This is a genomic window from Chryseobacterium aquifrigidense, from assembly GCF_006716485.1.
Taxonomy (GTDB): domain Bacteria; phylum Bacteroidota; class Bacteroidia; order Flavobacteriales; family Weeksellaceae; genus Chryseobacterium; species Chryseobacterium vietnamense.
This window is the reverse complement of sequence record NZ_VFPD01000001.1, coordinates 1620802-1647447: the sequence shown is the minus strand read 5'-3', so window position 1 is coordinate 1647447 and position 26646 is coordinate 1620802. Positions and strand designations below refer to the sequence as shown.

At 33.2% G+C, this 26646-nt stretch carries 25 protein-coding genes and 2 pseudogenes; 16 read left to right on the top strand and 11 right to left on the bottom strand.

Annotated features, from left to right (window positions below):
* Positions 1-10 precede the first annotated feature (10 nt).
* Positions 11-391 (top strand): annotated as a pseudogene (locus FB551_RS07270) (alpha/beta hydrolase); the annotation flags it as partial.
* Positions 392-418: 27 nt separating this feature from the next.
* Here FB551_RS07270 and FB551_RS07265 read toward each other — a convergent pair.
* A complete protein-coding gene (locus FB551_RS07265; protein WP_047430069.1) occupies positions 419-1366 on the bottom strand; it encodes a beta-1,6-N-acetylglucosaminyltransferase in 948 nt (315 codons plus the stop codon).
* Between the two features lie 435 nt (positions 1367-1801).
* On the opposite strand from FB551_RS07265, the pseudogene FB551_RS07260 reads away from it, so the two are divergent.
* From FB551_RS07260 to FB551_RS07250, 3 genes and pseudogenes are all read left to right on the top strand, one after another.
* Positions 1802-2920 (top strand): annotated as a pseudogene (locus tag FB551_RS07260) (DEAD/DEAH box helicase).
* Between the two features lie 50 nt (positions 2921-2970).
* Positions 2971-3165 (top strand): cold-shock protein, encoded by a 195-nt coding sequence (locus FB551_RS07255; protein WP_047430072.1) that lies wholly within the window; start codon positions 2971-2973, stop codon positions 3163-3165.
* 236 nt (positions 3166-3401) lie between these two features.
* The gene (locus FB551_RS07250; protein WP_226798641.1) at positions 3402-3758 is read left to right on the top strand and encodes a MaoC family dehydratase; all 357 of its coding nucleotides are present in this window, start codon (positions 3402-3404) and stop codon (positions 3756-3758) included.
* 177 nt (positions 3759-3935) lie between these two features.
* Here FB551_RS07250 and FB551_RS07245 read toward each other — a convergent pair whose 3' ends face one another.
* The 5 genes from FB551_RS07245 to FB551_RS07225 all read right to left on the bottom strand — a co-directional run bounded on the left by FB551_RS07245 (position 3936) and on the right by FB551_RS07225 (position 5968).
* Positions 3936-4199, bottom strand: coding sequence for a hypothetical protein (locus FB551_RS07245; protein ID WP_047430076.1), 264 nt, complete (start codon positions 4197-4199; stop codon positions 3936-3938).
* 43 nt (positions 4200-4242) lie between these two features.
* On the bottom strand, positions 4243-5040 hold the full coding sequence (locus FB551_RS07240) for a hypothetical protein (RefSeq protein WP_142016419.1): 798 nt from the start codon (positions 5038-5040) through the stop codon (positions 4243-4245).
* A gap of 7 nt (positions 5041-5047) precedes the next feature.
* A complete protein-coding gene (locus tag FB551_RS07235; RefSeq protein ID WP_047430082.1) occupies positions 5048-5278 on the bottom strand; it encodes a hypothetical protein in 231 nt (76 codons plus the stop codon).
* Positions 5271-5609, bottom strand: a complete 339-nt coding sequence (locus FB551_RS07230; protein ID WP_047433224.1) for a cupin domain-containing protein — start codon at positions 5607-5609, stop codon at positions 5271-5273. Before FB551_RS07230 ends, FB551_RS07235 begins: the two co-directional genes overlap by 8 nt.
* Positions 5610-5749: 140 nt before the next feature.
* The gene (locus FB551_RS07225) at positions 5750-5968 is read right to left on the bottom strand and encodes a hypothetical protein (RefSeq protein WP_047430084.1); all 219 of its coding nucleotides are present in this window, start codon (positions 5966-5968) and stop codon (positions 5750-5752) included.
* A gap of 467 nt (positions 5969-6435) precedes the next feature.
* Here FB551_RS07225 and FB551_RS07220 point away from each other — a divergent pair, with 467 nt between their 5' ends.
* Positions 6436-7533 (top strand): calcium:proton antiporter, encoded by a 1098-nt coding sequence (locus tag FB551_RS07220; protein WP_047430088.1) that lies wholly within the window; start codon positions 6436-6438, stop codon positions 7531-7533.
* Between the two features lie 545 nt (positions 7534-8078).
* Positions 8079-8318 (top strand): hypothetical protein, encoded by a 240-nt coding sequence (locus FB551_RS07215; RefSeq protein ID WP_047430091.1) that lies wholly within the window; start codon positions 8079-8081, stop codon positions 8316-8318.
* Positions 8319-9365: 1047 nt separating this feature from the next.
* On the opposite strand, the gene FB551_RS07210 is transcribed toward FB551_RS07215, so the two are convergent.
* From FB551_RS07210 to FB551_RS23590, 3 genes are read right to left on the bottom strand one after another with little or no spacing between them, the layout of a single operon-like run.
* Entirely contained in the window at positions 9366-11639 is a 2274-nt protein-coding gene (locus FB551_RS07210; RefSeq protein WP_082001943.1) for a glycosyltransferase, read from the bottom strand.
* A 44-nt stretch (positions 11640-11683) separates the two neighbouring features.
* Positions 11684-12712, bottom strand: coding sequence for a glycoside hydrolase family 130 protein (locus FB551_RS07205; RefSeq protein WP_047430094.1), 1029 nt, complete (start codon positions 12710-12712; stop codon positions 11684-11686).
* A complete protein-coding gene (locus FB551_RS23590) occupies positions 12713-12844 on the bottom strand; it encodes a hypothetical protein (RefSeq protein WP_262711490.1) in 132 nt (43 codons plus the stop codon). It abuts the gene before it with no gap.
* Positions 12845-13010: 166 nt separating this feature from the next.
* Here FB551_RS23590 and FB551_RS07200 point away from each other — a divergent pair, with 166 nt between their 5' ends.
* The 3 genes from FB551_RS07200 (at position 13011) to FB551_RS07190 (ending at position 14896) form a co-directional block, all read left to right on the top strand.
* Complete coding sequence (locus FB551_RS07200) at positions 13011-13571, top strand: helix-turn-helix domain-containing protein (protein ID WP_226798640.1); 561 nt, start codon at positions 13011-13013, stop codon at positions 13569-13571.
* A 509-nt stretch (positions 13572-14080) separates the two neighbouring features.
* Positions 14081-14350 carry a hypothetical protein gene (locus tag FB551_RS07195; RefSeq protein WP_052187039.1) on the top strand — a complete coding sequence of 90 codons (270 nt, stop codon included), beginning with the start codon at positions 14081-14083 and terminating at the stop codon, positions 14348-14350.
* 51 nt (positions 14351-14401) lie between these two features.
* Positions 14402-14896 (top strand): CinA family protein, encoded by a 495-nt coding sequence (locus tag FB551_RS07190; RefSeq protein ID WP_047430097.1) that lies wholly within the window; start codon positions 14402-14404, stop codon positions 14894-14896.
* Between the two features lie 460 nt (positions 14897-15356).
* Here the strand turns inward: FB551_RS07190 and FB551_RS07185 are convergent, their stop codons facing one another.
* Positions 15357-16658 carry a chloride channel protein gene (locus FB551_RS07185; RefSeq protein ID WP_047430100.1) on the bottom strand — a complete coding sequence of 434 codons (1302 nt, stop codon included), beginning with the start codon at positions 16656-16658 and terminating at the stop codon, positions 15357-15359.
* Positions 16659-17001: 343 nt separating this feature from the next.
* On the opposite strand from FB551_RS07185, the gene FB551_RS07180 reads away from it, so the two are divergent.
* The 3 genes from FB551_RS07180 (at position 17002) to FB551_RS07170 (ending at position 19197) form a co-directional block, all read left to right on the top strand.
* Complete coding sequence (locus tag FB551_RS07180) at positions 17002-17877, top strand: AraC family transcriptional regulator (RefSeq protein WP_082001945.1); 876 nt, start codon at positions 17002-17004, stop codon at positions 17875-17877.
* A gap of 112 nt (positions 17878-17989) precedes the next feature.
* Positions 17990-18415 (top strand): YybH family protein, encoded by a 426-nt coding sequence (locus tag FB551_RS07175; protein WP_052186950.1) that lies wholly within the window; start codon positions 17990-17992, stop codon positions 18413-18415.
* 29 nt (positions 18416-18444) lie between these two features.
* Positions 18445-19197, top strand: coding sequence for an SDR family oxidoreductase (locus FB551_RS07170; protein WP_047430106.1), 753 nt, complete (start codon positions 18445-18447; stop codon positions 19195-19197).
* A 562-nt stretch (positions 19198-19759) separates the two neighbouring features.
* Here the strand turns inward: FB551_RS07170 and FB551_RS07165 are convergent.
* On the bottom strand, positions 19760-20440 hold the full coding sequence (locus FB551_RS07165) for a hypothetical protein (RefSeq protein WP_142016416.1): 681 nt from the start codon (positions 20438-20440) through the stop codon (positions 19760-19762).
* Positions 20441-20675: 235 nt separating this feature from the next.
* Between FB551_RS07165 and istA the strand changes: the two genes are divergently transcribed.
* From istA to FB551_RS07145, 4 genes are all read left to right on the top strand, one after another.
* Positions 20676-22073 carry an IS21 family transposase gene (istA, locus tag FB551_RS07160; RefSeq protein WP_226798639.1) on the top strand — a complete coding sequence of 466 codons (1398 nt, stop codon included), beginning with the start codon at positions 20676-20678 and terminating at the stop codon, positions 22071-22073.
* A 204-nt stretch (positions 22074-22277) separates the two neighbouring features.
* The gene (gene istB / locus FB551_RS07155) at positions 22278-23021 is read left to right on the top strand and encodes an IS21-like element helper ATPase IstB (RefSeq protein WP_047430109.1); all 744 of its coding nucleotides are present in this window, start codon (positions 22278-22280) and stop codon (positions 23019-23021) included.
* A gap of 1234 nt (positions 23022-24255) precedes the next feature.
* Positions 24256-24888: a hypothetical protein gene (locus FB551_RS07150; RefSeq protein ID WP_047430115.1), complete on the top strand. Its 633-nt coding sequence runs from the start codon at positions 24256-24258 to the stop codon at positions 24886-24888.
* Positions 24889-25703: 815 nt separating this feature from the next.
* A complete protein-coding gene (locus FB551_RS07145; protein WP_142016413.1) occupies positions 25704-26465 on the top strand; it encodes a phosphatase PAP2 family protein in 762 nt (253 codons plus the stop codon).
* The last annotated feature ends 181 nt before the right edge of the window (positions 26466-26646 follow it).

Below are 26646 nucleotides of genomic sequence, written 5' to 3'. Positions count from 1 at the left end.
AAATTCAGATATGAAAATAGCAACAACAGTGTTGGCTTTGTCCTTTCTTTTCATCGGACAGGTATTCGCACAGAATAAAAAATTATATCAAAGAAAAATGAATGCAGCAGAACAAAATGAACATTATACTTTTCAACTCAGCGATAAAGTAATCCGAAAATCGGTTACTTTCAAAAATCGTTACGGAATCACTCTTTCAGGAGATTTATACCTTCCCAAAAACTCTGGGAACGAAAAATTGGCAGCGTTGGCAATCAGTGGACCGTTTGGTGCGGTGAAAGAACAATCTTCAGGTTTATATGCCAATCAAATGGTGGAAAGGAGGGGTGCCGTTATTGCTTTTGATCCTTCTTATACCGGCGAAAGTGGAGGTGAGCCAAGAGATATTGCATTTGTTTACAAATTCTGATAATTTTAATTAATTATTCTGATTGCTATTTCTCCTAAGTTCCCGTTCTATCTCATCAATTTCCAACAAAGGAAGCTGATAACTTTCACTTATGTATTTTAGAATATTTTTATTTGTTTTATTATTTACTTTTCTGATAAAAAGATAATTGGAAGATTTTAGAGTTTCGATGAAATTATCAGCATATTGGTCTTTATTAAAAAAACTTTTTTCAATAACTGCTCTTTTATCGTCATTTACGATAATATCATTAAATACGGTATTGAGAAGAACCGTCTGAAAAAATGATTCGGCTGGTAAAAGAGTATGGAGATAGTAGTCTTCAAAATCCATTACCCTCTTATTATTGGTCAAGAAAACACAGGTTTCTCTTGTAAAAATAAACCATTTTCCACCAATATAAGGGATAACACCCTTCATAAAATCTCTTTTATATATTAATGAAGAGATTTTGTGGGTTAGCTCTGTAAAGTGATTTTGTATTCTTTGAAGAGTATCTGGCCTGTAAAACTTCTGATCATAATAAAAAATATAATTTCTTCCATTATTGACTGTAAGAAATTTACGTATAGTATTTTGTGACTTAAGGGGGGAATCTTCACCGCTTAGATTGATAAAATAATTCCAGTCATTACTAACATTCAAAAGGTATTCCATTGCATTAAGTTCAGCCTTAATCATGCTAAACCCTCCAGCTACAATATTTATACTTTCCAAAATATATACATTGGGAAAGTGTATTAAATATAATTGTATTTCTTCTGTAAATTCTGCTTTTGCCTTCCGATCAATATGAATAAGATAAAATTGATCCCTTGTATAAATCTTCTGAAACATTTCTTTAAATACATCAGGTTTATGATGGATCATAATAAAATAAGCAATCCTCACCTGCGAAGCAGAATGTAGGTCGGAAGTTTGGGAATGGGGAAGAGTTATGGGAAGTGACGTTTGCATAGGAGTGAAATTTAAAATCATCCGCACAGGCAAACAATTCAGTTTATGCGTGTAATTTACGAATATATTTCTGATAATCAGTTAATTAAATTGACTGTAGTTTAATTGTTTTATTGTACATTTGCAAAGCATTTATAAAACAGGTTTCTGCCTTTGCTATTCTGTAATAGTTTAAACTCACAATTTTTTCTTTCAGTCTTTGCTTTTTCAGCCACCCAATTATCAATCGGGTTTCTAATGTGAAATGCTATATAAATTTTTTCATCTTAGAATGATGCGTTATTGCAGGCTTATCAATGATAATTATTTGATTTATATTAAGCTAAGCAAGTGAAAGTGATGAGAAAAGAAGTTCTTAACTCATCCTGTCGTACACCAATTCAAATTCTGAAAAGTGAATTTGCTTACAAAATATCGGGAAATCTGTAAATTATGATGAGTTTTAAAAGTTTAAATTTAATTAATCCAATAATCCGTGCTGTAACAGAGTCAGGATATTCCAAGCCAACTGAAATACAGTATTCCGCTATACCGCATATTCTTGCCGGAAAAGATATTATAGGATGTGCCCAGACAGGAACGGGGAAAACGGCAGCTTTTGCAATGCCTATCCTGCAGCTGTTAAAAAAATATACTCCTGAACATAAAGAAATAAGGACATTAATACTTACACCGACTCGTGAGCTGGCAATACAGATTGAAGAGAATTTTGCTGTTTACAGCAAATATTTACCTTTATCACAGTTTTCTATTTATGGAGGAGTTGCAGCAGGAAATCAGCTTGCCGCCCTTAGAAAAAGAGTAGATATTCTGGTGGCTACACCAGGCAGATTACTGGATTTGGCCAATCAAAGACATATTGATCTTTCTAAAATAGAAATATTAGTTTTGGATGAAGCAGACAGAATGTTGGATATGGGATTTGTCAATGATGTCAAAAAAATTTTGAGGCTAATTCCTCAGAAGAGACAGACCTTGTTTTTTTCAGCTACAATGCCCGCATGGATAAAAAAAATTGCAGAAACAATTCTGAATAATCCTGTAGAGGTTACTGTAAATCCAGTATCTTCAACGGCACAAACGGTGAAACAATCCGTCTATTTTGTGGAAAAAAAAGATAAAAACAGGTTTACTAATTGATTTATTGCAAAATGAACATATAATGCGTTCACTGGTTTTTACCCGTACTAAACATGTTGCCAATAAGCTTGTACAGCAATTGGAAGGGTAGGGATTTTTGCTGCAGCAATTCATGGAAACAAATCTCAGATGGCAAGACAGAATGCTCTTGATGATTTCAAAAACAGTAAGATTAAAGTGTTGATAGCTACAGATATAACAGCTAGAGGAATTGATATTGATGATCTTCCTCATGTAGTGAACTACGAGCTTCCCAATATCCCGGAAACTTATGTCCACCGGATCGGTAGAACCGGAAGGGCAGGAATGGAAGGTACTGCTATTTCATTTTGCGATACCGATGAGCGATTAGATCTTAAAAATATTCAAAAACTGCTCGGATTTACAGTACCGGTCAGATCATTTTATAAATAAAGTCTGTAGCGTTTACAGAACATACTATTCAATTTTTAATAATAATTACAATGCAACAAGGCACCGTAAAATTTTTCAATGAAGCAAAAGGCTTCGGATTTATTACTCCAGCAGATGGAAGTAAGGACATATTTGTACATTCTTCAGGATTGAGCGTAAGTGCAATTCGTGAAAATGATAAAGTCGTTTTTGATGTACAAAAGAGCGACAAGGGCTTAAATGCTGTCAACGTAAAATTGGCGTAATTAATCTTTAATATCATCTGTTTGAAATAGACATTATTTTCAATTTCAGTATTATATTTTTTATTTTTTTACAATTCAAAGTCCAGTAACCTTCGGAGTTTGAGTATATTGTTTGAAAGAACATTGGTGTAAGTTTAATTACTTTTTATTTTCATAATGTTCATTTGCCTCTCACAGCACGTGAGAGGTTTTTCAAGAAATAATTTTCATCATCTTAAATAGTAAGACATTCAAACATGATTATTATTAACAATTTTATTGAATATAAAGTTTTGGAAGGGCAAATGGTTGGTTTTTCTGACTGGTACACTATAGACCAGCAGCAAATCAATAGTTTTGCAGAAGCAACTTTAGATGATCAGTGGATCCATATTAATGAGGCAAGGGCAAAAAATGAATATCCCTTTAAATCCACTATTGCTCATGGCTATTTGCTATTAGCGCTAATCCCTTATCTATGGAAGCAAATTGCTGAGGTGAGGAACGTGAAAATGGAAATTAATTATGGGATTGAGAATTTTAAGTTTGGTCAAGCTGTATTGGTAGGTAGTGATGTAAGGCTCCAGGCAACTGTTAAATCAGTTACCGATTGAGAGGGACTATAAAAGTAGCGGTAGAAGCAAAACTTCTAATAAGAAATCAAAGTAAGCCTGCTTATACGGGAAACGTTATCTTTCTCTATCATTTTTTTGAAAAAAATAATAGTAATGACGGTATATTGGATTAATTCCATTTAATTCCTTATCTGAATAAGGTTTGATTAGTAATTGTCAAATAACATCATAACCATTCACTCCCAAAATAAAGTAATGTTCAATTATTCTTTGAGCTTTCTTGCACATCGATAAAAGATCATTTACTGATGTGTTGTCGAAACTAAAGTCATCATGGGTTTTCACAATATATTCAGTTACTATTTCAATATTCATTAAATCAATTTCTGTTACATCGGTTTTCAGCCTATTTTCTTCTTTGAAGAAAGGAATTTTACGGAAAATAGAATCGTTAAACCGAAAGAGATGTATTGTTTTCATTATAAACTATTTAATAGGATGGAAAATTTAGGTTGAGGCTTTGTCAAGAAAGCTTATCTTTTATTTTTCTGTAGATCCTTTTTTTAGTTAAGGTACGTTCTGATGGTAATGGGTACAAGCCTCCTGAAAGGATATACAATAAGCTGCCCCAAAAATTATTTTTCCTACATAATTCATGACTGTAGTTAGTTAATATTTTTATGTATTCGTGTTCATATTCCTTTGCTTCCTGTAATGTGTAATTTTCTGGAATATCTTTAATAATATCCATAACATTTTGGTTAAAGGTTTTAGGTGAATATTTTTCTATAAAGTCTAATTCAAGCCTGCACATCCCGATAAGTGGAGTAAGTAAAGAAAAAATTTCATCATAAAAATTATAAATATTTACCTTCCAAGATAAGCTTTCTTCTTCCGGTAAAACCTGAATAGTCAACAGAATAAGTTTTTTATGGATTACTTCCATTTCATCTGTGTAGAGTTTGTTTTGCTGCCAGAATATGAGTGAATTGATTTTATTTTTTTTAATAATATTTCCCAGTATATATTCAAACTGGATTCTAATATTCTTTATGTTCTCACTCAGGTCTTCTAAAACAGACTGCCACAGGTTATGCTGGCTTAAGCTGCAGTATGTACTGAATACCAATCTTGATTTGTTAATAAGCTGCTGTAATTCTTTTAATATTCTAAGAATTTCCTTAGCGTCTCTTTCTAAGGTGATGTTGGTATTTCGCAGATAGAAAAGAGAGGTAAACTGGGAATAATAGGCTCTTCTTGAAATATTTTTTTTATTTCTGAGTCCCGATTTGCTCTTTGGATGCTTGATTAACTTTTTCATTAGAATTTTATTGTAGATCATTTTTCTTCATAGTTCCTTTTTCAAAGGATTTTTGTTGTATGATAAGGGAAACAAGATATTGTCTTAAATCTTTTATCGTAATATTTTTTTCTTTCTCAGAAAAAAATAATGGAGTTTCATCTAGAAGTTCATACAGTTCAGGAAATTCTTTTTGGATTTCCACTGTTTTTTTAAATATCTTTTTCGTTAAAACAGATATAGTGTTTAGATTATTCATAGCCGCTTTTTATTATTGTTAATATCATCTTAAAGCGTTTATTTCCTTTTATTGAATGACGTTTATGGGCAGGAACGATAATGCATTCACCTTCTTCCATAAAGTAAGAAGCTCCGTCTATAATGATTTCAGCTTTACCTTCAATGATCTGTGCAACAGTATCGAAAGGAGATATCTTTTCAGATAACCCTTCTTTGTCATCAAAAGATAAAACACTGATATTACCGGTCAGTTTTTCAAGTATATTTTTACTGACTACAGAATTTGGAATGTAATCTACAATCTGGCTTGTAATATATACTTTCGATTTTTCAAGTTCTCTATGATTCATCACTGTGGGTTTAAACATAAAAAAAGCACATGGTATTGTAAATAAAAGGGACAGAACTGTCTAATATTCCATCCCTTTTTCCAGTGAAAGCGTTTGATAAATATATCTTTTCATTGGCTTTAACTGTCCTTGAAAACAATTTATGAAAGATTGATTTCTTTGATAATATTGAGAACTTCTTCACGGTTTTTTCTTAATCTGTTTCCGATTCTTTCCAGCATTTCCTTTTCTTTACCTTCTTCAAGCTTCAGGTCGTGGTCCGTTAATGTTGAAAATTTTTCTTTCAATTGTTTTGATTGCACATCCCAGTCTCCTGGAATTTTGAAAGATTGGTTGCCTTTGTTGTGGTTTGTGTCCATAAGGTAGGTTTTAGTGTAACTTCATTGCTACAATACAAAGTTGGGTATTTATTAATCTATTGTATTACAGATTGTTTCTTTTATGTTGCACATATCACACTTTTACAAAATTCCAGCTTATTTTGAACATCTGAAATGTGGTTGATCATAAAAGCAGTGTTTGATGACTCCTTATAAAGTAATGGAGGTGGTTAAGTCTAGGAAATGATTACAAACTTAAAATACTGCTCGATAATTCCAAATAAGTGATTGATTATTTGTATCTTGCTGAATAATTGCATTGAGCTGACAATCTGGACTCAAAGAACCAGTGTATTCACTTCTTTTTCTTTCATTATTTAATACTTCCGGCATACCTCTTTGTTCCACTTCAAATCATTTATAAAACTGTTTTTGAAAAGGAGAATATAAATCTGCTGATTCTCTCCAAAAGAGAATTCAATGGTAAAAAAATTATTAATGTTTTTATGTATATAAAAAAATATTTAAGGATGTGGACATTTTTGATTCCTATCCTGGCATGGTTCTCTTATGTTGGAAATTCTGTTTTTTCTTCAGGGTATTACTCTGTGATTCTTACTTTATTTTTAATAGGAAGTGTTTTAGCTGCGGTGTACCATTCCGAAGTTATTGCGCATCGTTTGGGGGAACCATTTGGAACTTTGCTTTTGGCATTTGCTATTACGGTCATAGAAGTAGGGCTTATTATTTCCATTATGATGGGAGCAAAAGGGTTGGAAACCATTACTCTTGCCAGAGATACGGTTTTTGCTGCAGTGATGATAATCCTTACGGGAATCATTGGAAGCTGTATTGTGATAGGATCCTTACGATATAGAGAACAGAGCTTTACCTTACAGGGGGTAAGTACGGCACTGATTACACTGACCTCTGTTATTATTTTTGTGCTTATTCTGCCCAATTATACGGTAAGTCACCTCGGAGGCGAATACACGTCCCTCCAACTGCTTTTTATCGCCTTGATTTCTTTAGGGCTTTATCTTGGATTTACCATGATCCAAACTTTTAGACATCGAAGCTTTTTCATTTCTCCACAAAACAAATTATCCGAGAATCTGCCTGTAGAAAGCAATAATAAAATAATTTCCACAAAACAATTGTATATCAATTGTATATTGTTAATTTTATCCCTGGGAATAGTCGTTTTGCTGGCAAAACTTCTTTCAAAGGATGTTGAACATATAGTTGTTTCTGTGGGTGCCCCCAAATCTCTTGTAGGTATCATTATTGCTGGTATTGTTCTGCTTCCGGAAGGTCTGGCTGCATTCAGAGCTGCAAAAAGTGATCAGATTCAAACTTCATTAAATCTGGCTTTTGGTTCAGCTTTAGCGAGTATCGGACTAAGTATTCCTGCGATTGCCATTATATCTGTAATAACCGGTATAAGAATGACATTGGGGATAGATATCAAATCAACAATACTTTTAGGGCTGTCTCTTTTTATTATTACTGTTTCACTGGCAACAGGCAGAACTAATATCATGCAGGGAATTGTATTGATCGCTATTTTTTTAATTTATCTTTTTATTACAATTGTACCATAAACCTATTTAAGTTATGCATTATATAGCTTGATATATAGTGAAACGGCCATCTTTAGTTTATATGATATGATGGTTGATATAGAATATATTTCATCATGAATCCAAAAAAACGTTTGAAGGCTCATGAAAAGAACTTTTTTCCTTACCAAACCGACCTTTCTTATAATTTCTCACTATCGGAAATCATTAAAACGGAGAGAAAGCTAAAATTTCGATTATAACAGAATAAATGGAAAATATAAATCAAAGATGAGATACTTATACCTATAAAATCATGGAAATCCATAAACATGATCTTGGAAATTAAAAGTTATTACTTATTAGGAATTATTGCAGTAAACCATATTTTGTTTTATGACTGTGCAACAAGTAATGAGTACAAATCATATGATTATAAAGATGTTGCCCAAATATTGAAATTTCAAATAAAAACTAATGAGATAACACAGAAATTGGTTCACAACTTGGGTTAAGTCAATACTTTAAAAGTTTGAAAAGTACTCTGAACAGAAAAAAGATTTTACAAATAAAAATTATTTATCGATATGACTAGTAAAAAATATTACTTCCACGATAAAAGTCAGAATATTATATCAGAAGATCAATTAATTGGAGAAAATATAGATGCTATAGAATGTTTTTTAACTGATTATCAGCTAGAAAAGCTACATACAATAGAGCGTGTTTATATTTTGGAAAAAACATTTTTAGGAATTTTTAAGACAAGATTGTATTTATATCTTAGTGAAGATACAATATATAATTACGCTATTCAGAAAACATAACATTACTATACTTTATTATTCCTCCGATCATAGCTTAATGTTAGAATTCAAATTTGTTTGGAATATTGATGCTTTGTCTTATTTCGTTTTGATGGTTTCTGAAAGCTATATAGTATTTGTTACTCTTACTAAAACGATAACATCTTTAAAGGAGTGGTCAACGGCACTATGATGATGAAAATTAGCATTTTCACTTTCGGCTTCGCATAGCAATTACAATTTCCCATACAAAAGTCATTACATTTTGCAAAATCGAAAACTGTGTAAATAAAAAATCCCCGCTATTATGAGTAGATTTCTGTAGAGGTATAATCATACTCATATCCTGGAAACACTATATAGTAAATTTTACAGTCCGATTTAATATCCTACAGATATTAACCTTTCTAATGCTTAGGAGGAGAGTATATAACAAAACCCTCCCTTTTAGGGGAGAGTCAATTGTACTAATGAGAATGTACAACTATTATGAACAGTAAATGTATATCTAAATAAATTACATTAATATGCTGCAAGTCATGTGATTCTATTTATTATTGTCGTATATGGAGTAGAAATAATGCATTTATTTTTAACGCTCTTAGGGTATTTTTTAAGTATAACTTTTTAATGCGTCAATTCTGTGATAATATTTAATTTTCTTTGCAAGAAAGTTATAAATTTATTTTGACTGTAAATTCCAGTTTTCAGGAATTTGAAAGGTTTGTCACCTTTATGATGATTTGTGTTCATGACGTGGAATTTAATATAACTTAATTGCTGCAGTACAAGGTGGTGTTTTTATAACCTATGTATTACAGCTTGTTTTTTATATTGCAGTTATCACACATTGTTAGTATCCGGAGTCTTTTTCTTACTGAGAGAGTGATGTTTTATAAAAGGGAAAAAATCTGTGATTATGCCCATAATTGTATAAATTTGGAGCTGGAAAAAGAAGAAATCTTAAAGATCATAAACCTAAGGTCTTATTACAGAGTTGCAGATAAATGACTGATATCAGAGTTTTGATCATAGGGTTGGCTGCTGGTTGAAAAACAAGTAAACTAATTATTTAGTAAAACAGAGCCTTGCCATGAGAAAGCTGACTGTTGATTCCGCTCCCTGATTGAGATTGACATTTTTCTCTTCAAGCCCATCATAACATCCACCTGTTGCAGGGTTATAAATAATCTGATGTAAATAATTTTTTCCTAAAAACCAACTAAAAGCACTCCTCATCATCTGCAAATATTTTTCATCCTTAAAAACCTTGTAGAATGTAGATAATGCAAGTATGGTGTAAGCAACATCTATGGGCTGTTCCCCGCCAATTGATTCAGGACTTTTAACCGTTTCTTTCTGTAGCCATCCTTTATTGGAGATTACTTTGATGCCGCCCTTACTAAATATTTTAGAAAGCAAAAACTTGAATGATTCATCGGCAACCTGTTTATACATTTCATCCTTGGTGGTAATCCACGCACACAATAAAGCTTCAGGGAGTACACCGTTTCCGTAAGTAAGATAGTTTTCAAACCAATGCCAGTCTTTATGTTTTTCATGCTGATACATTTTCACGAGACGATTGGCGAGTTTTTTCAATAATGGAATATTGTTTTCAGAGTTTTGATAATGCAATCCCTTGATGATAAAAGCCATTGCCCGGGTAGAATGGATATTCTCAATAGATGAAATACTTTTTTCAATGATTGATTCTGCTTCATCAGAAAACTGCTGCGGTAAGATTGCTTTTATTGAAAGAAGATATCCCAGTGCCCAGATAGCTCTTCCATTGGAATCTTCAAGGTTGGTTTCATAATTCTGCTGAGCAAATTCCTTGTACTGATTTATATAATTGAGAAAACTTCCATCCGGTTGTTGACAAAACTTAATAAGTTTCAGATAAGTTGAGATTAAATCAAGATCAGATTCATCTCTGCTCAGCTCATAATGTCTGCAGGCTACAATCATAGCCCGGGCATTATCGTCCAAAGTATACCCGGAATTGATATCAGGTTTGTTGATTTTAGAAAACTGGATCATCCCAAAATCCGTTGTCATATTTTTGACATGGCTTAGATTAATGTTGGGGAATGTATAATGTAATGTCATTTTATCTTTGCTGTATTGTTGAAATAATAGGGCGTGCGAAATAGAAGAATTTTCCCAGGCTGTGGGAGCCATTTTTTCCAGACTATTTGATCGTAATTTTTCCTGTACAGTTTCATTTTTTAGTAATGTATTTACGGCAACAGCAAGCTGCTTCGGAGCTTCAAAATCAATAATAATTCCCAGGTCTTCATTCAGTACTTCCAAAGCATGGGGAATAGGCGTGGAAATAATGGGACATCCGCAGCTGATGGCATACGAAAAAGTACCACTTACTGCCTGATTTCTGTCTTTTGAAGTGAAAAGATAGACATTGGTAAGCTGAAGATAATCCAACAACTTATCTAGAGGCAGGTACTGATTGATAAAATAAGTATGATTTTCCAGATGGAGCCTCTTAACAGTATCCTTCAAAAAATCACGATATTTCTCACCTTCATACTTAATGATGCCGGGATGCGTTTTTCCAATAATCAGAAACATTACATCCGGGTTTTTGGAAATGATTTCAGGCAGAGCTTCTAAGGTTGTTTCAATATTTTTCCCCGAACCCAGTAAACCAAAGGTTGAAAGAACTTTTTTATCTTTAAATCCGTATTTCGCTTTCAGTGAAATTTTATCGATAAATGGCAGTAAATGGGTGCCGTGGGGTATCACTTTAATTTTATCAGGTGGTATATCATAATCATTGTTCAGTATATCCGCAGAAATACTGGTCATTACAATAATAGATTTTACAAAACTGCTGATTTCTTTTACCTTTTCTTTTAATTCCCGATCCGGTTTTGGTAGAACGGTGTGAAAAGTAATGATGATATCTTTTTCTGTATTTTGAAGAAAAAGCAGTAATCCGTTGGGGGTTTCGTTGAAAAATCCAAATTCATGCTGGAGCATAACCAGTTGAATATTGTTATTCTTATTGATTTTATCAGCCAGCTCCAGATAAGATACGGCATCGGATGTATTTAAGCGATATTCTGGATCATCTTCATATTGATAATGCTCATCCTCATCCTCAGTTTCCATTGGGCAGATGCTGATGCTAAATGATTCTCTGAATTTTAATTTAAGGGATTGTACCAAGTCCTGACAGTATGTTGCAATACCGCATACCTTGGGAGGAAAAGTACTTATAAAGATAATTTCAGGTTTATAGTTAATTGTGTTTTTATTACTTTGTAAAGATTGTCTTTTTGTCTTTTCCTCCACGTCTGATTTTATATTTTTATTCATATTGATATTTATTTTAAACCTGACATTCTGTATAGAATAGTCAATTATGATGTGTACTGTAGTAATTCCTTCAGTAATTCAGGGATGCTTAAAGAAGCAATAGCTATTCTTTTGTCAGCAGCGCCATAGTAAATATGGAGTGTATGTCCTTCTACGATGGCTCCGGTAGGGAAGCAGACATTGTTCACTTCTCCCTTCTGTTCCCATTCTTCATCGGGCTTGAAAAGAGGATAAGGAAGTCTTGAAATTTCTTTTTCAGGAGTATCAAGATCCAGTAAAGCAGCACATGCGCTGTAAACATATCCTTCAATGGTATCATGTACACCATGGTAGATTAAAAGCCATCCATGCTCAGTTTCTATAGGGGGGCATCCACCGCCAATATAGCTTACTTCATGCTCATATTTGGGAGATAATACAATATGTTCTTTAAAATGAAGGAAGTAGTCTTTCCAGAAATCAGGATTCAGATCTTCAATCTTTTCTATCCTTACAATTTGGATATCAGGCCTTATGCGATGTAGAAAATAAAGCTTACCATTAATTCTTCTTGGAAAAAATATCACATTTTTATCCCAAAGGAAGACCTCTTTATCCTTTATATGAGTATGCGGGAGTTTGTTGAAACGTCTGTACTTTTCTCCTATTTCACCTTGAGATTCTGCTAAAAGCTTAAACTTTTTGTATGGAATTTTTGGCACAATGATTCCTAGCTTTTGCCATGATATTAGATCCTTAGATACGGCAAGTGCACCCAATGCATTAACCCCGTCATAACTGGTATAAGTAAGGTAAAATAAGTGATCGATTTTGACAATTCTTGGATCTTCAACACCGTGTTTTTCGTATTCAAATTCAGGGATAATAACCGGATTGCTGAGCCGTATTTCAGGAGTCTTATAATCCGATAATATACAGTATCCGATACTCGAGAAGTTATTCCTGGCAAGAGCCCTGTATAATAAATGTATTTTTCCGTTATCCTGAATGACTGCAGGATTTAGAACTCCTTCACTCTCAAAGTCTAATGTTGTTTTTCTGAGTATAATTCCATCTTTTTTCAAGGATACCATTTAGTTGCCGGTATTTCGGGCTTCTTGTTCCCTTTCTCTTCGTTTACTCGTTTTATCCTCCCGTTTCTCTTTTGCAGATTTTGCGGGTGGGGTTTTATCTGATTTCTTTTTTCCGTCTTTTTCTTTTGACATTGTGAAATATTTTTTTGTTACCTGTAAATTTCAATCATTAAAAAAGGAAAGCTTTGCAATTGTCTTTTAATTTGTTGTATAAATCATAGATATTTCCGATTTAATAGACTAACTTTGGATAAATGACTGTTAATGAAATAATTGACGGATGTAAACAGTAGGGGAGATGAAGTTGTATGTAAAATATATGGTAAGTTTGCGCTGCAAAATGGTTGTCCATCAGGAACTGGAAAGATTGGGCATTAAAAATGCTGTCGTTGATTTAGGGACAGTAGAATTATTGGATGATATTAGCTCAGAACAAAGACAGATACTTAAAGAAAATTTGCTTAAAACAGGACTTGAAGTATTAGATGATAAAAAAAGTATCCTGATAGAGAAAATAAAGAATGTAGTGATAGAAATGATTCATTATTCAGATGAACTCCCAAAAGAAAATTTCTCAGACTATGTAAGTGAAAAATTAGGCTATGATTATACCTATCTGGCTAATACCTTTTCAGAAGTGAAAGGAATGACACTCCAGCATTTTATTATTATTAATAAAGTAGAAAAGGTAAAAGAACTGCTGTTATATGATGAACTTAATCTTACAGAAATCTCTTATAAACTCAATTACAGCAGCGTGGCCCACCTCTCCAATCAGTTTAAAAAAATTACAGGACTTTCCCCTTCATTTTATAAACAGCTGAAACAAAGACGTCTTGGAAATCTGGAAGACTTATAAATGTGTGATATATGTAAAATTATACCGGATATATATAGCTTAGTATAACACTTAAACGGCCATCTTTGTAGTATAATAATCAGGAATTCACAAAATCCATAAAGCTTATATCACTATAAATAGTGCAATTTTAGATAGGAAATATAGTGAACAGTTGAAAATATTTATCAAACAACAGGCCGTTCTCCCGTATTTGAAAACATTGTAGTAATAAAGAAAGATGTGAAAAAGCGAATATACGACATATAAAATTAGTAGGCTTAAGGATTCTCAATTTTGACAATGAGCATATTAAATCCCGATAAAATAGTAGATCTGTTTTCGAAAGGATTTAATTAATCAAGGATGGAGCCCCATGGTTTCTGTCCTTTTCATCCATATTATAGGAATTGATAGATATATAAAAATTTTCATCAACTGAGTCCATAAAACTGTTTGAACATTCATGAGTAAACAACATGTTTAAATACAAAACAGACTTTCTTATTACCACTTTAACGTCAAAAGTCATGAAAACAATACACCTTTTTCAGTTTAAGAATTCCATTACCCGGAAACTTCCTTTTTTTAAGGAAGAATGTAGATTAGATAATTTAAATGATTTAATGGCCTATGATCTGATGAACACCGAAAAAGTGACTGAGTTCATTATTGAAGTTCATGATGATTTTATTTTTGAAGATATGACCAGAGAAGATCTTTTGTCAATGTGCAGAAATGCCAGAGAAATGATTGAGCATTATTTTGTGACAACCATGAATGATTATGACGTTATCTGAATATTGATTTCAGCAGCATAAAAGTTTTTTTGATCAACAAATAATAGACCCATGAAATTTCAGCAAAGTTTACTTGATTATATCAGTACTTCACTCATTACAATGAATGAAACGGTTTCTATAGCAGAAAGCGTAACCTCGGGATTAATACAGCTGGCTTTTTCCCAAATGGCTAATGCAAAACTGTTTTACAAAGGAGGAATAACGACTTTTACATTACCTGAAAAAATTCAATTTTTAGATATAAATCAAATCGAAGTTAAGGAAAATAGTTTTGAAACCCAAAAAATGGCTGATACAATCGCTGTAAAGGTCGCTGAATCATTTGGAACAGATTGGGGAATTGCTTCTACTGGATATGCTGCATCTGTAAGAAATTCGGGATTTAAAGTGTATTCATTCTGTTCATTCAGTTACAAAGGAGAGATTGTACTTTCAAAACGCATAGAGCTTCATGATAAGACCCAGGCACTGGATGCACAGTTGTATTATACCGAATTTATTTTAGGGTGTTATAAAAGTGCATTGAATCAAATATTAATTTAACTTACCATTTACCATCAGTTTAAAAGTATAGATTTTTAATTTTTCGCTTTTATTTATGTAAATCTCTACGAGTTTCCAACTCTGTAAAATTCTTTGTCAACCCTTTATTTGATTTTATGCTTAAAAATTATTAGATTCTAAATTTTTTGAATAATTTATATCCAACATTTACAAATTTATTCATTCTTATGCAAAATAAAAATGGCGCTAACTGTCTTTAGTTGGCGCCATTTGGCTGTTTGTGATCAAGGCGGGCGTATCTTCAAACACTTTTATCGATGATTTGCTTCGTTTGAGGCAAATCAAAAAGGAATTGGTAACTCCGATTTTAATATTTAATCACTTGTAGTTGTAAAGTTTTTGCAAATTACTTTTTTTAGTAAATGTAATAATCCAATATAAATAGATAAGATGTTATTGATATGATTTGTTTTATTTAAATATCGTACGGTACTTATAATCAATTTATTGTGTTCGGACTGCTTGGAAATTCTTTGTAAGTATACACATTGTAAGGATAGATTTTCTTTGCCAGAATTTTAGAAATAATACTACTGATGAACAAAGGAAACAGCAATAGATAGCCAGACGGTACTATACTAGAAATAATAAACATGGCTGTAAGAGGGGCGTGAATAGCTGCGGAAAGCATGGCAGCGGCTCCAAATAACGCAAAGTTAATAACCACAAGATGAGTACCTAAATAATGGTTGCAGAATTGGGCAAAAAATACCCCTAAAAATGCACCTGTAACAATACTCGGGGCAAATACACCGCCGTCACCGCCTGCGCCGAGAGTGAGGGAAGCTGCCAATGGCTTTATAAAGATGAGCAAAACCAGAGGAATTAAATATGCGAGATTAACAATATCGGACGAACTTGATTCAAGGATTTTACCAAGCCCTTGATAACTATCACCATATAATGCCGGAAGAAAAAAGATAAATACCCCAACAGTTATGGCACCTAAATTTACACGTATGAAATTGTTGTTAATCCCACCAAAAAATGTTTTTGCGTAGATGACAATTTTTGTAAAATAAAGGGCAAATATACCTCCGATTAAACTTAGTATCACAGCAAAAGGTATGGATTGCCACCGCCAGTCCTGTACCTTAAATGTAAATAATGGGTTTGAGTCATAAAAATGCACAAATAGATGAGCTATAATCATCGAACTTATTCCACTGATCAGTAAGGTTTTATTGTATTTACGTGTAATAACTTCAAATGCAAATAGAAAACCGCCCAGCGCACTTCCAAAGAGTACGGTTACACCCGCTATAATACCTGCACATATCAGTTCCGTCTTGTAGGCCCAAGCACTATGCAAATGTTTGTATGCCTGATTACCAACTGTTGCGGTGGCAACTACTGTTGATACTTCGACTCCTGTAGATCCTCCGAAAATGACCGTTAAAAAGCCATTAATGCAGTGAGAAGGTATTTTAAAAAAAGGAAGATGATCCTTTCTTGTTTCAAGGGTTGTATATATTTCCTTAATTCCTTTATTTTTTCTATTCTGAAAGAAATATTTACGTAGGAAATAGATTGCTGTAATGCCTACACTTGGTAGAAAGATTAGCAATTTGTTTTCCGTGGCTATAATTTCTTCAAAGAGGTATTCCTGTACCTGTCCTGTCAAATGTTTTAAAGTATAAGATATAAGACAACACATAATACTAACGATAATAGATATCCCGATTAATTTGACATAGCTGGATCTTATTATTTTCTTTCGGTACGCTGTATTGCCTTTCATAACTATTTTAGTTTTAATGAAGATGTAAAGGTAACAGTTATTTTTTGAAATAGTAAAAGTTGCTTGTTACTACATACTACCTGTTTTTATTTAAACAATTCAAATGAAATTTAAATAATTCATTGATTCATAAACTGAAGGTCCAACCGATCAAGAAAAGGATATACTTAATTTCTTTTTTATTTATCAATACTGTTGTTTGCAACGTTGGAATTTTAGATAACTGTTAAAAATGGATGTTTTTGAAAAAATTGCACATTTAGTTAGCTTCTTTACTTTTAGTCTTGAATAATACACACTATTAAATAAAGAAAAACTAAATTAGTTGTGCAAAGAAATTGTTATGCCTAAAAACGATTCAATTACAGTAAATAGAATGGATTACAGCAGTGGGATTGCTGTTGGTATTTGGAACGTATCTACACCAGGTATTATAAAAGCACTTTCACCTCATAGGCACGACCATTATACTTGCATGCTAATTGAGGCTGATCAGCTTGAAGTTGTATTTGATTTTAAGCATTTAACAATGCCGGTGGGGACACTTTTTATCTCTCCTCCTGGACAAGTTCATCAGATTCTAGAGACTCTTAGTGCAACAGGTTATTATTTGTCTTTTGAAAGCCGTCATATCGGTAGAATGGCACAAACCAGTTTGGATAATTTATTAGAGGAAACCTTGATTATCGCTCTCTCTAATAATGAGCGGCATTGGTTTAGAACAATCTTTGAGTCAATCATGAAATTACAAGATCTGAACGATACCCCTTATAGGCAAGTTGAAAAACCATTGCTTTCAGCTTTTATTGAACAGGCAGTTTTATGCTACAAACGCCAATCATTCATTAATTCCGAAAGTGTTAGCCTACGTTCTATAAATCTCACGAAGGAATTCAGGAATCTTGTAAAATCACATTTCCGGAGTATAAAGCGTCCATCTGAATTTGCAGCAATGCTTAATATAACTGTTGGACATCTAAGCGATACAGTAAAAAAAGTTACTGGTTTATCTGCTTCCGAACATATACAGAAGGAAGTGATGAGTGAAGCGCAAAGATTGCTCTACTATACCGAAATAAGCATCAAGGAAATTTCCTATCAGCTGGGATATCAAGACACCAAATATTTCATCAGGCTGTTTAGTAAAAATGCAGGTTTTTCACCAAGTGAATATCGGAAGCAATACGCTAAATGTTCAGACCAAACCTTAGATCATTAAGATTGTTCCTTCTTTTGTCCACCTTTTACCTTAATTTGTGAGTGGCGTTGCATATGCCAATTGCTCAATTTTGTAAGACAAAAAAATTACTTCTAAAGAAAATTTAGATTTTATGATTGGACAGAATTTTGTTGAAAGCTCAGTACTCTCATTGTCGAGAACTCCCGAGGGAATAGTCGACTCTTTTCTTGCTCATATGAATTCTTTCCATACGGAGACTATGCTTCGTTTCTATGAGGAAGATGCAATCTTTATTCGTGATAGTGGTCAGCCTCGTAGAGGAAGATTGGAGATTGCGCGAGAATTGGACTGCTTCTTTAAATTCGGTTTGCCAATCAAAATTACAACAAGGAATGTTTATGTATATGGTAATCTAGCATCACTAATCTTGGACTGGAGTATAGCACGTATTGCGAATAATGGTGAAAAAATATGTATTCGAGGAACATCTAATGATTATGCTAAAAGAGGAACCGATGGATATTGGAGATATTGGTTTGAAAATCCCTTTGGTGTTCAAGTGCGCAGCTTATTTTAAAAAACTTTACAATATTAAATAAATCAGATATGAAAATTTTAGTAGTAGGAGGTACAGGTCTAACAGGGAGGCTTGTAACTAAAAAATTGGAAAAACTTGGTCATAAAGTAGTAATCGGTTCGCCATCACAAGGTGTCGATGTCATTACTGGTGAAGGGCTTCAGGAAGCATTGACCGGAACTGAAATAGTAATCGATCTATCAAATTCATCTTCTCCCGAAGGAGAAAATGCACTTCGATTTTTTGTGACTGCGGGAAAGAATCTTGTCAAAGCAGAATTGAATGCTAGTATTAAGCATCATATCGTTCTATCAATTGTAGGAACAGATGATGCATTGGAAATCGGTTATCTCAGAGCAAAAAAACTTCAAGAGGATACTATTAAAAACTCGGGTATACCTTACACTATAATTAGGTCAACACAATTTCACGAACATGTGGAAGCCATCATCCAAGTTCAGGGAGAAGGGGATAAAGTTTTTGTTTCGAACTTAGACTATCAACCAATTGCACTTGATGATGTTGCCGAATTTATAGTACAATTCTCTTTGGAAGAACCTAAAAATAACACCATTGAAATTGCAGGACCAAGACGTGGCAAAATGGGGACTTTTGTCTCTGAGTATATTCAAATTACAGGTCAGGACAAAAAAGTGATTACAGAAAATGAAAGTAAGTATATGCATTTTGTTGTTACTAATTCACTTCTAGTTCCCGCTGGTCATTACTCCGCTGGTCAGAAACTTTTTGAGGATTGGGCACTGGAAACATTTAAAAGCTAAACTTTCAATTATAAATTTTTCTTTTGATAATTTTAAAATTTTAGTGCAGATCTTTTTGTTCTGCATTTTTAATTATAATGGTACGTCTGACTTTTAATAAATACATTTTCTAGGAAAATTTGATTAAGATAGAAGAATTGCTTTAAGCTTTTAAGTTAAAACTAAAGTCTCGTTTTTAAATTTAACAGAAGTTTAATGCAATTTAATTTACAAAGCTTTTAGAATTTATTATTGGACTTTTAAGTCTTTAATTGGCTATTTTGGTTTTATGCCATAACCGAAGAAATATAGAAACATTTGACGGACGATTTAAAAGCGTTATAAAAAAAATTAAATATCGCTGTGATATGATCTCAAACCTTAAAAAGACGTTCCATTCACTTCGAAATTAGTTGCTCAATTGACCGTCTTTTCAACTTTCATCTGTTCCCATAAATATATTTTGTTACAAGAGATTGGATTATATTCACTATTTGATTAGGATGAAATTTTAACATTGATTATTTCAAAATAAAACTTATCAATAAAAAAATTGTAAATCAACGGTTTCAGACAATTATTATTAGAAGACAAGTACACTGGCGAACAAACCAATACTGTTCTCATTATGTTTAATAGGGCCATACCATTCAAAATTACTACCTAGACCAAAGCTAAACTCTTTGTAGCTGAGTCCTGCACGCAGATAAATGTAGCTTCTGTTATGATCACCTGAGCTTGGAACAAATCCATACAAACCTTGTACACGACCGTACCATGACCAGTTATCATTAATTTTTGGACGATATTCTATGAGTAGCATGTTTTCTGATGCCCAATCACTTGCTAGATCGATTTTTGGGTTTGCTACGATAGTAAATTCAGGTGTAGAATATGAATATATCAGACTTGCTACCGGTCTGAATCCATAAACAGGAGTATATTGCAAACCTGTTGTGACTTCTAAACCCCTTAACAATGTATAAGTAATATGCGATTGTGTCATGATGTCAGGTGTCATCTCTTTTTCCCAAGGAGCATTTCCATTGGTAATACTGAAAAAGCCAAGTTTTGGTATACTTTTAAACTTTTTATTAACCATAACCTGATAATAGATACCCCTGCTACCCAGCATCATCTCCATGTTGATAGGTGTGCTTTTGAGATCGGGTTGTTTTTCTGCAATTGTCTGAGCCTGGAAGGCTGTTGTTAGACTGATAAAAAATAAAGCTACGCCAATTCTTACTGATTTTTGCTCTTTCATAATCTTATACATTTATTTCCCAAGGTTTAGTGTTAATATGTCAGTTTTAACATGAGAAAATTATAGCGCAAAATTAGAACAGACAACAGTTGTAGAATCCTTCAAAATTGACCATCTCAATCCTGCGAAAGTGATCAGTTGATTCCTGAGCAAATTGACCAGGGTATTCCTGCCCAAACTGACCACCAAAAAAAGTCAAAAAACGTGTCTTGAATAACTTAGCCAAAAAATATCAATGGCTAACAAAAGAATAGACATGTTGAACATCAAACAATTATTACGATTATACACCCAGGGAGTAAGTAAATTGCAGATAAGCAAACAGCTGGGTATCTCACGCAATACTGCCAAAAAGTATATCAGCCTGTTCAATGAACACCAGCTTACGTATGAGGAGCTGATAGAGCTGAGTGATGAAGATTTAGATGATTTATTTGAGACTCCGCCAACCGCTATAAGGGATAAGGACAGTATCAAAAAACAGCTTGAATCGTTGTTTCCTTACATATCCATAGAACTAAAACGTGTAGGTGTTACCCGTTATCTGCTATGGGAAGAATACATAGAGAAGTACCCTTTGGGCTACCAATATTCCCGCTTTTGTCATCATTACAGGGAATGGTGTAAAAAGGTGAACCCCTCCATGCATATTGAACATAAGGCAGGGGATAAACTTTTTGTGGATTATACAGGAAAAAAACTTCACATTATTGATAAAGAAACAGGAGAACAACAGGAAGTCGAGATCTTCGTATCGATACTTGGAGCCAGTGGCATGACCTTCGTAGAAGCTACAAGAACCCAAGGAAAAGAAGATTTTCTTGGAAGCCTTACCAAAGCCCTGCATTATTATGGAGGAGTTCCCGCAGCTATTGTTACCGATAACCTGCGTACAGCGGTAAAAAAAAGTCATAAGTACGAACCTGTCATCACTGATTCCCTTCTGGATTTTGCTTCCCACTATAGCACTACAATACTTCCTACTCGTACCTATCATCCCAAGGACAAGGCTTTGGTTGAGAATGCGGTACGTATTGTTTATACCCGCATTTTTGCTCCATTGCGTAAAGATCACTTCTTTAGCTTGGAAGCATTGAACAAAGCTATAGAAAACCTGCTGGAAGGATATAATGAAGCTCCCATGAAAAGAAAGAAGTATTCCAGGGCTGATGTTTTCCGTGAGGTTGAAAGACATGCATTATCCCCACTACCCGCTATGATGTACCAACTCAAGCATTCTGTACGTGCCACTGTTCATAAGACCAGCCATGTATATTTAAGCAAAGACCAGCATTATTACAGTGTTCCGTTCAGCTATATTGGTAAAAAAGTAAACATTATTTTTAGTAAAAACACGGTCGAGATCTACTATGACCAGCGCAGAATAGCATTCCACAACAGAATCCTGGCCAAATATCAGTATACGACCGTAAAAGAACATATGCCTTCATCTTATCAGTTTATGACGGAATGGAATCCATCCCGGTTTATCTCTTGGGGAAGGTCTGTTGGAGAATATTGTGAACAGTACATCATCAAAATCCTGGAAAAGAAACAGCATCCTGAGCAATCCTATAAAACCTGCCCTGGGAATCCTTTCATTATCAAAAAAGATTGGCAGCATAAGACTTGACAATGCCTGTAAAAGAGCATTGGGATATGAAAAATACAGCCTAGCCATGATTAAAAGTATCTTGGAAAGAGGTCTGGATAATCTCACCGATGACGATGCATTTTTTGAAGAAAAGAAACTGCCTAAACACAAAAACATAAGAGGCGGAAAATACTATCAGTAACATCTACAATCATTAACAATTAAATCATTAATACGAAACCTATGAATCAGGCAACATTAGAAAAAATGAAACATTTAAAGCTCCACGGGATGCACAGGGCTTTTTCCACAACAATGGAAACAGGAAGTGTTTCCTATACCAATGATGAACTTATAGCCTACTTAATTGAATCCGAGTATGACGACAGGGAAAGCATAAAGGTAGAGAGATTGATTATCACAGCTAAGTTCAGATACAGGGCATTTATAGAAGAGATCACAGCCTCTTCTTCCAGGAATATTGATAAGAATACTATTGGAAGGTTATCTTCCTGTGATTTTATCTCTCAGAAACAGAATATTCTTATTACAGGAAGTACAGGAGTTGGAAAAAGTTTTATTGCAACTGCCATTGGCTACAAAGCCTGTACAATGGGATATAAAGTTATGTACTTCAGCATCAATAAACTCTTCTCAAAGCTTAAAATGGCTAAGGCAGACGGCTCTTATTTTAAAGAGATTGACCGAATAGAAAAGCAGGATCTTATTATCCTTGATGATTTTGGGTTACAGTCGCTGGATAATCTTAAAAGGCAGGATTTTATGGAAATTATAGAAGACAGGCACGGAAAACGCTCAACTATTATTGCTTCCCAGCTGCCTGTAAGCGCTTGGCATGAAGTGATTGCGGAACAAACAATAGCGGATGCAATCCTTGACAGAATGGTACATAACTCCCTGAGAATAGATCTTACAGGGGAATCGATGAGAAGAAAAAAAGCTGATCAGAAAATCAGCTCAGAGTAAAGATTTATTTTATATTTTTAAACCATCTTTTAGACACCTTTTTTGACTTCATTCTTAGTGGTCAATTTAATCAGGAATTAGGTGGTCAATATCAATGGAATTTACACGTATAGAAAGTATATACCAATATTTTGATTCGGCGTATAAGCCTTTTTGATTCTAAAATTTATGCAAAGATTGATTTTTATAAATTACGTCTACATGTAAATTTTCTCTTTAGTCTTCTAATGCGACTAATAGGTTTTGCGTTCTTTCATTGGTTTTTTAATTATTACTTTCAATATGAGCTACATGAACATTTTATCAAATACAGACCTATCAAGCCAAGATCCCCTTATTTAAATGGACAAATCCGAATTCTGGTCGCTAGTGGATTTACCTGATCCTGATCTTAATTTAAATGCTTTAGCTTTTGAATGGTAGGAGTTTTACAATAAGAAAAGACCGCACTTTTCTTTGAATGGAAAAACGCCTTGGGAAAAATTACAGTCGTTGGAACATCTTATCCCTATTCAGCCTGATGTTACTGCAACATTTTGGGACTCAAATGAAGTGATATTGCCCAGAAATTATACTTACTTAAATTATATAAAACAAAAAAATATCAATTTAGCTTCAAAGCCTAAGAGGAAGTAGGCTCTGCTGGGAAAAAGAGGAGAAAAAAACGAAGTTCTTTCCGAAGGCTGCGAGCGAAGCTCATGCCAGCAATACGCTTTTAGATATACGGAAAGGGAGACCAAAAGGTCTCCTCCTTTTATTTCCGGTATCTTCTATGGCAAAGAAAACCCTCTCTTAATTTGTAGTGAATCTATTGTTATAGCACAGTTTCTAGATATCTAGTTCTGTCTACAATGATACTACATGTTAAGTTAGTTTTCCTGTAGAACATATTCTAAACGAATTTGATAAACGGTTAAAAGAGATGCAGCTTTGCAAAATACAGTAGTTATTAATATGGTGACATGTTAGAGATACATACGTATAAGGTACATATATTAGCTTGTTTTCTGTAATCGTTAATATGTTAAGTATTTGATTATTATATGGTTATTTAAATCATCCTTTTTAGTGTTTTTTTTAAATAAACAATTTCAGAATAGTTCATTTCTTTCCAATATAAATTTTGACCCTCATCAATCTGTGTTTAAAGAATCGATTTAATGATGCCGTTGATATTTGAGGTGTAATAGGTATGAACGTTGATAAAATGGACAGAAGAAACTAAACCAATAAGATGATAGGAAAACTTTTTATTTGCTTGCTTATATTAATTTCGGAAATTCTTTATGCTCAGCATTATGATGAATGGCGATCACAGTTTGTAAAATGGAATTTAGGAGCAAGTTATACAGGAGGCAATTTAACAGATCAAAAGGAAGGAAAAAGCAGGTGGATTAATAAATATACAGCCCATTTATCACTGGATGTAGCTCTTTCAAAAATTTTATATTTTGATTCTAGTGAATTGTATCTGCAACCTTTTTTTGAACTATCTGTACCGGTTAAAAACCCTTATAGTAAGGATCTAAGTTTTTCCACATATGCAGGGGGAATAAATCTGAAAAAACATTTAAATCAAAATTTCCAAAAAGGAAGATTTTACATATTTGTTGGAGGAAAGTTTGAATATATAATATGGAGATTAGATTATAACAACGGAAAGCAATATCATTCTACAAAGCTTGATTATGTTTTGAACGGTGGCGGTGGATTTACCATTTCAGACCGAACAGAGGTTTTCGTGACGTATTCCAGAGGATTGGGAAAAGTCTATGCTGTTACAGATCTTGAAAATTTAAATAGATTTGGATCTTTTTCTGTGGGAATGCGGATAACACTTGTTAAGAATTGGTGGTTTAGTGAGTGAGTTTTTTTATCTGAAAATTCTCTGAAAATAGCCATATAATTGAAAGAAAAATATCAGGAATGCTTTGAAAGTTCTATATTAATTAAAAACATTTAAATGATATATGTAATAGTATTGATGAGCATAATAGTTGTTGGCATGTCAAAGAGGAGTACTAAATTATATTTGTAGAAAGGTTGCTCATCATTCTACTTGTTATTTGTGTTTTCAAGGGCTGTCTTAGAATTAGGGCAGCCACTTTGTTTTAATGAAGATGGACATATCTTAAGCAATTTCTAGAAATTATTAAATAGAAGTAAAAAGCGGGCAGGATGTAAGAAAATAGGAAGTTTTAATTTACTTTTTGAAAAGATTAAAATCACATTTAGGAAAACTTCAAGCAAAAAATTACCTAAAAAACGTATTTTTATATATAACCTTTATATTAAAAATCTTGTTTTTAGGTAGTTGTAAAAACGTATTTTTTATGTATGTCCTTTTTTTTCTCTCAACTTTTGAATTCCTTTCTTTGTACTAAACATAGATTCTTTCAGCAATGAAAAAAAAATTATTATCGGACTATTCTATTTTATGATGCTATCACCTATAAACAGATAGTGCCTTAATACATCCAGTAGATTTTAGATAACTGGCAACCAGTGACGGTCTAATTATCCTTACTTAAAAAGACATATGACCTCTGAGTATGATTCAAGCGTACCCTTCTTAATGTATTTAATTCGTTTATTTTTTACAGAACTTTTTCTTTACAGTATAATGATAAGGAAAAGTTGAGTAATCATTTAAAGACGTTTTAGCATAACCTATTTTAATTTATGAAAAAGTTAATAGTATTTTATTTACTTTCTATTCCTTATTGTTTTAATTCTCAAGATTCTTCATTTGTTGCATATAAGGATAAAAACATTAGCCACACATTTACGTATAAAAAACTAATCTTGCCTGTAAGTTTAATAGCCGCAGGATCTGTTTTGAAAATTCCGTCACTTGAAGATAATGTTCAAGGAAATGTAAGAAGCTTGTTTGGGTATAATTTTAAAACAAAAATTGATGATTTTACACAATATACTCCATTATTATTTTTATTATCAGGACAGTTTCTTGGATTTAAGGCTTTGCATGGTTCTAGGCAGATGATCACCAATGTACTTATTTCATCTTTGATCACAGGAAGTATTACATATATAAGTAAAGAAAGTTTTGGAAGTTTAAGGCCTGATAAATCTGCTTATAATTCATATCCTTCTGGTCATTCTGCATTGGCCTTCAATCTTGCAACAATTCAATTCTTGGAGTATAAAGACAATAATATTATCTACGCCTCCTCTGGTTATTTATTTGCAATTATGACAGCATTAATGCGCGTTGGAAATAATAGACACTGGAGTGGCGATATACTTACAGGAGCAGGTTTGGGTATAGGGGTTGCTATTATTGTTAATTATTGGAATCCTTTATCTGGTTTTGATTTTATAAAAATTTCGAATCATCAGGTTAAACTTGCAGGCTATCCTTTTATGGACAAAGATAGTTGTGGTATAGGATTAATACTTACATTAAATACTAAGGTTAAATAAACTCTGTAGGTAAATGTAGGTATCAAATCTTTGCCTACATTCTTTGGAGATTTAAAGATAATAGTTGTTACAAGTGGTTCACTTTGTAAAAAGTTCCACTTGAACATCTACGATCAATAAAAATTTTCGAATATTATGTAATCTAAAATCACGAACATAATATGAGATAAGACATATAATT

Excerpts from the sequence above, each read along its gene's own strand:
- FB551_RS07185 (WP_047430100.1), bottom strand. The coding sequence starts at position 16,658 with ATGAAAGGCAATACAGCGTACCGAAAGAAAATAATAAGATCCAGCTAT.
- FB551_RS07205 (WP_047430094.1), bottom strand. The coding sequence starts at position 12,712 with ATGGTATCCTTGAAAAAAGATGGAATTATACTCAGAAAAACAACATTA.
- FB551_RS07165 (WP_142016416.1), bottom strand. The coding sequence starts at position 20,440 with ATGAAAGAGCAAAAATCAGTAAGAATTGGCGTAGCTTTATTTTTTATC.
- FB551_RS07180 (WP_082001945.1), top strand. The coding sequence starts at position 17,002 with ATGCCTAAAAACGATTCAATTACAGTAAATAGAATGGATTACAGCAGT.
- istB (WP_047430109.1), top strand. The coding sequence starts at position 22,278 with ATGAATCAGGCAACATTAGAAAAAATGAAACATTTAAAGCTCCACGGG.
- FB551_RS07220 (WP_047430088.1), top strand. The coding sequence starts at position 6,436 with ATGTATATAAAAAAATATTTAAGGATGTGGACATTTTTGATTCCTATC.
- FB551_RS07230 (WP_047433224.1), bottom strand. The coding sequence starts at position 5,609 with ATGAATCATAGAGAACTTGAAAAATCGAAAGTATATATTACAAGCCAG.
- FB551_RS07250 (WP_226798641.1), top strand. The coding sequence starts at position 3,402 with ATGATTATTATTAACAATTTTATTGAATATAAAGTTTTGGAAGGGCAA.
- FB551_RS07200 (WP_226798640.1), top strand. The coding sequence starts at position 13,011 with ATGAAGTTGTATGTAAAATATATGGTAAGTTTGCGCTGCAAAATGGTT.
- FB551_RS07225 (WP_047430084.1), bottom strand. The coding sequence starts at position 5,968 with ATGGACACAAACCACAACAAAGGCAACCAATCTTTCAAAATTCCAGGA.
- FB551_RS07175 (WP_052186950.1), top strand. The coding sequence starts at position 17,990 with ATGATTGGACAGAATTTTGTTGAAAGCTCAGTACTCTCATTGTCGAGA.
- FB551_RS07150 (WP_047430115.1), top strand. The coding sequence starts at position 24,256 with ATGATAGGAAAACTTTTTATTTGCTTGCTTATATTAATTTCGGAAATT.
- FB551_RS07235 (WP_047430082.1), bottom strand. The coding sequence starts at position 5,278 with ATGAATAATCTAAACACTATATCTGTTTTAACGAAAAAGATATTTAAA.
- FB551_RS07265 (WP_047430069.1), bottom strand. The coding sequence starts at position 1,366 with ATGCAAACGTCACTTCCCATAACTCTTCCCCATTCCCAAACTTCCGAC.
- FB551_RS07145 (WP_142016413.1), top strand. The coding sequence starts at position 25,704 with ATGAAAAAGTTAATAGTATTTTATTTACTTTCTATTCCTTATTGTTTT.
- FB551_RS07245 (WP_047430076.1), bottom strand. The coding sequence starts at position 4,199 with ATGAAAACAATACATCTCTTTCGGTTTAACGATTCTATTTTCCGTAAA.
- FB551_RS07240 (WP_142016419.1), bottom strand. The coding sequence starts at position 5,040 with ATGAAAAAGTTAATCAAGCATCCAAAGAGCAAATCGGGACTCAGAAAT.
- istA (WP_226798639.1), top strand. The coding sequence starts at position 20,676 with ATGGCTAACAAAAGAATAGACATGTTGAACATCAAACAATTATTACGA.
- FB551_RS07215 (WP_047430091.1), top strand. The coding sequence starts at position 8,079 with ATGACTAGTAAAAAATATTACTTCCACGATAAAAGTCAGAATATTATA.
- FB551_RS07190 (WP_047430097.1), top strand. The coding sequence starts at position 14,402 with ATGAAATTTCAGCAAAGTTTACTTGATTATATCAGTACTTCACTCATT.
- FB551_RS07170 (WP_047430106.1), top strand. The coding sequence starts at position 18,445 with ATGAAAATTTTAGTAGTAGGAGGTACAGGTCTAACAGGGAGGCTTGTA.
- FB551_RS07210 (WP_082001943.1), bottom strand. The coding sequence starts at position 11,639 with ATGAATAAAAATATAAAATCAGACGTGGAGGAAAAGACAAAAAGACAA.
- FB551_RS23590 (WP_262711490.1), bottom strand. The coding sequence starts at position 12,844 with ATGTCAAAAGAAAAAGACGGAAAAAAGAAATCAGATAAAACCCCACCC.
- FB551_RS07255 (WP_047430072.1), top strand. The coding sequence starts at position 2,971 with ATGCAACAAGGCACCGTAAAATTTTTCAATGAAGCAAAAGGCTTCGGA.
- FB551_RS07195 (WP_052187039.1), top strand. The coding sequence starts at position 14,081 with ATGAAAACAATACACCTTTTTCAGTTTAAGAATTCCATTACCCGGAAA.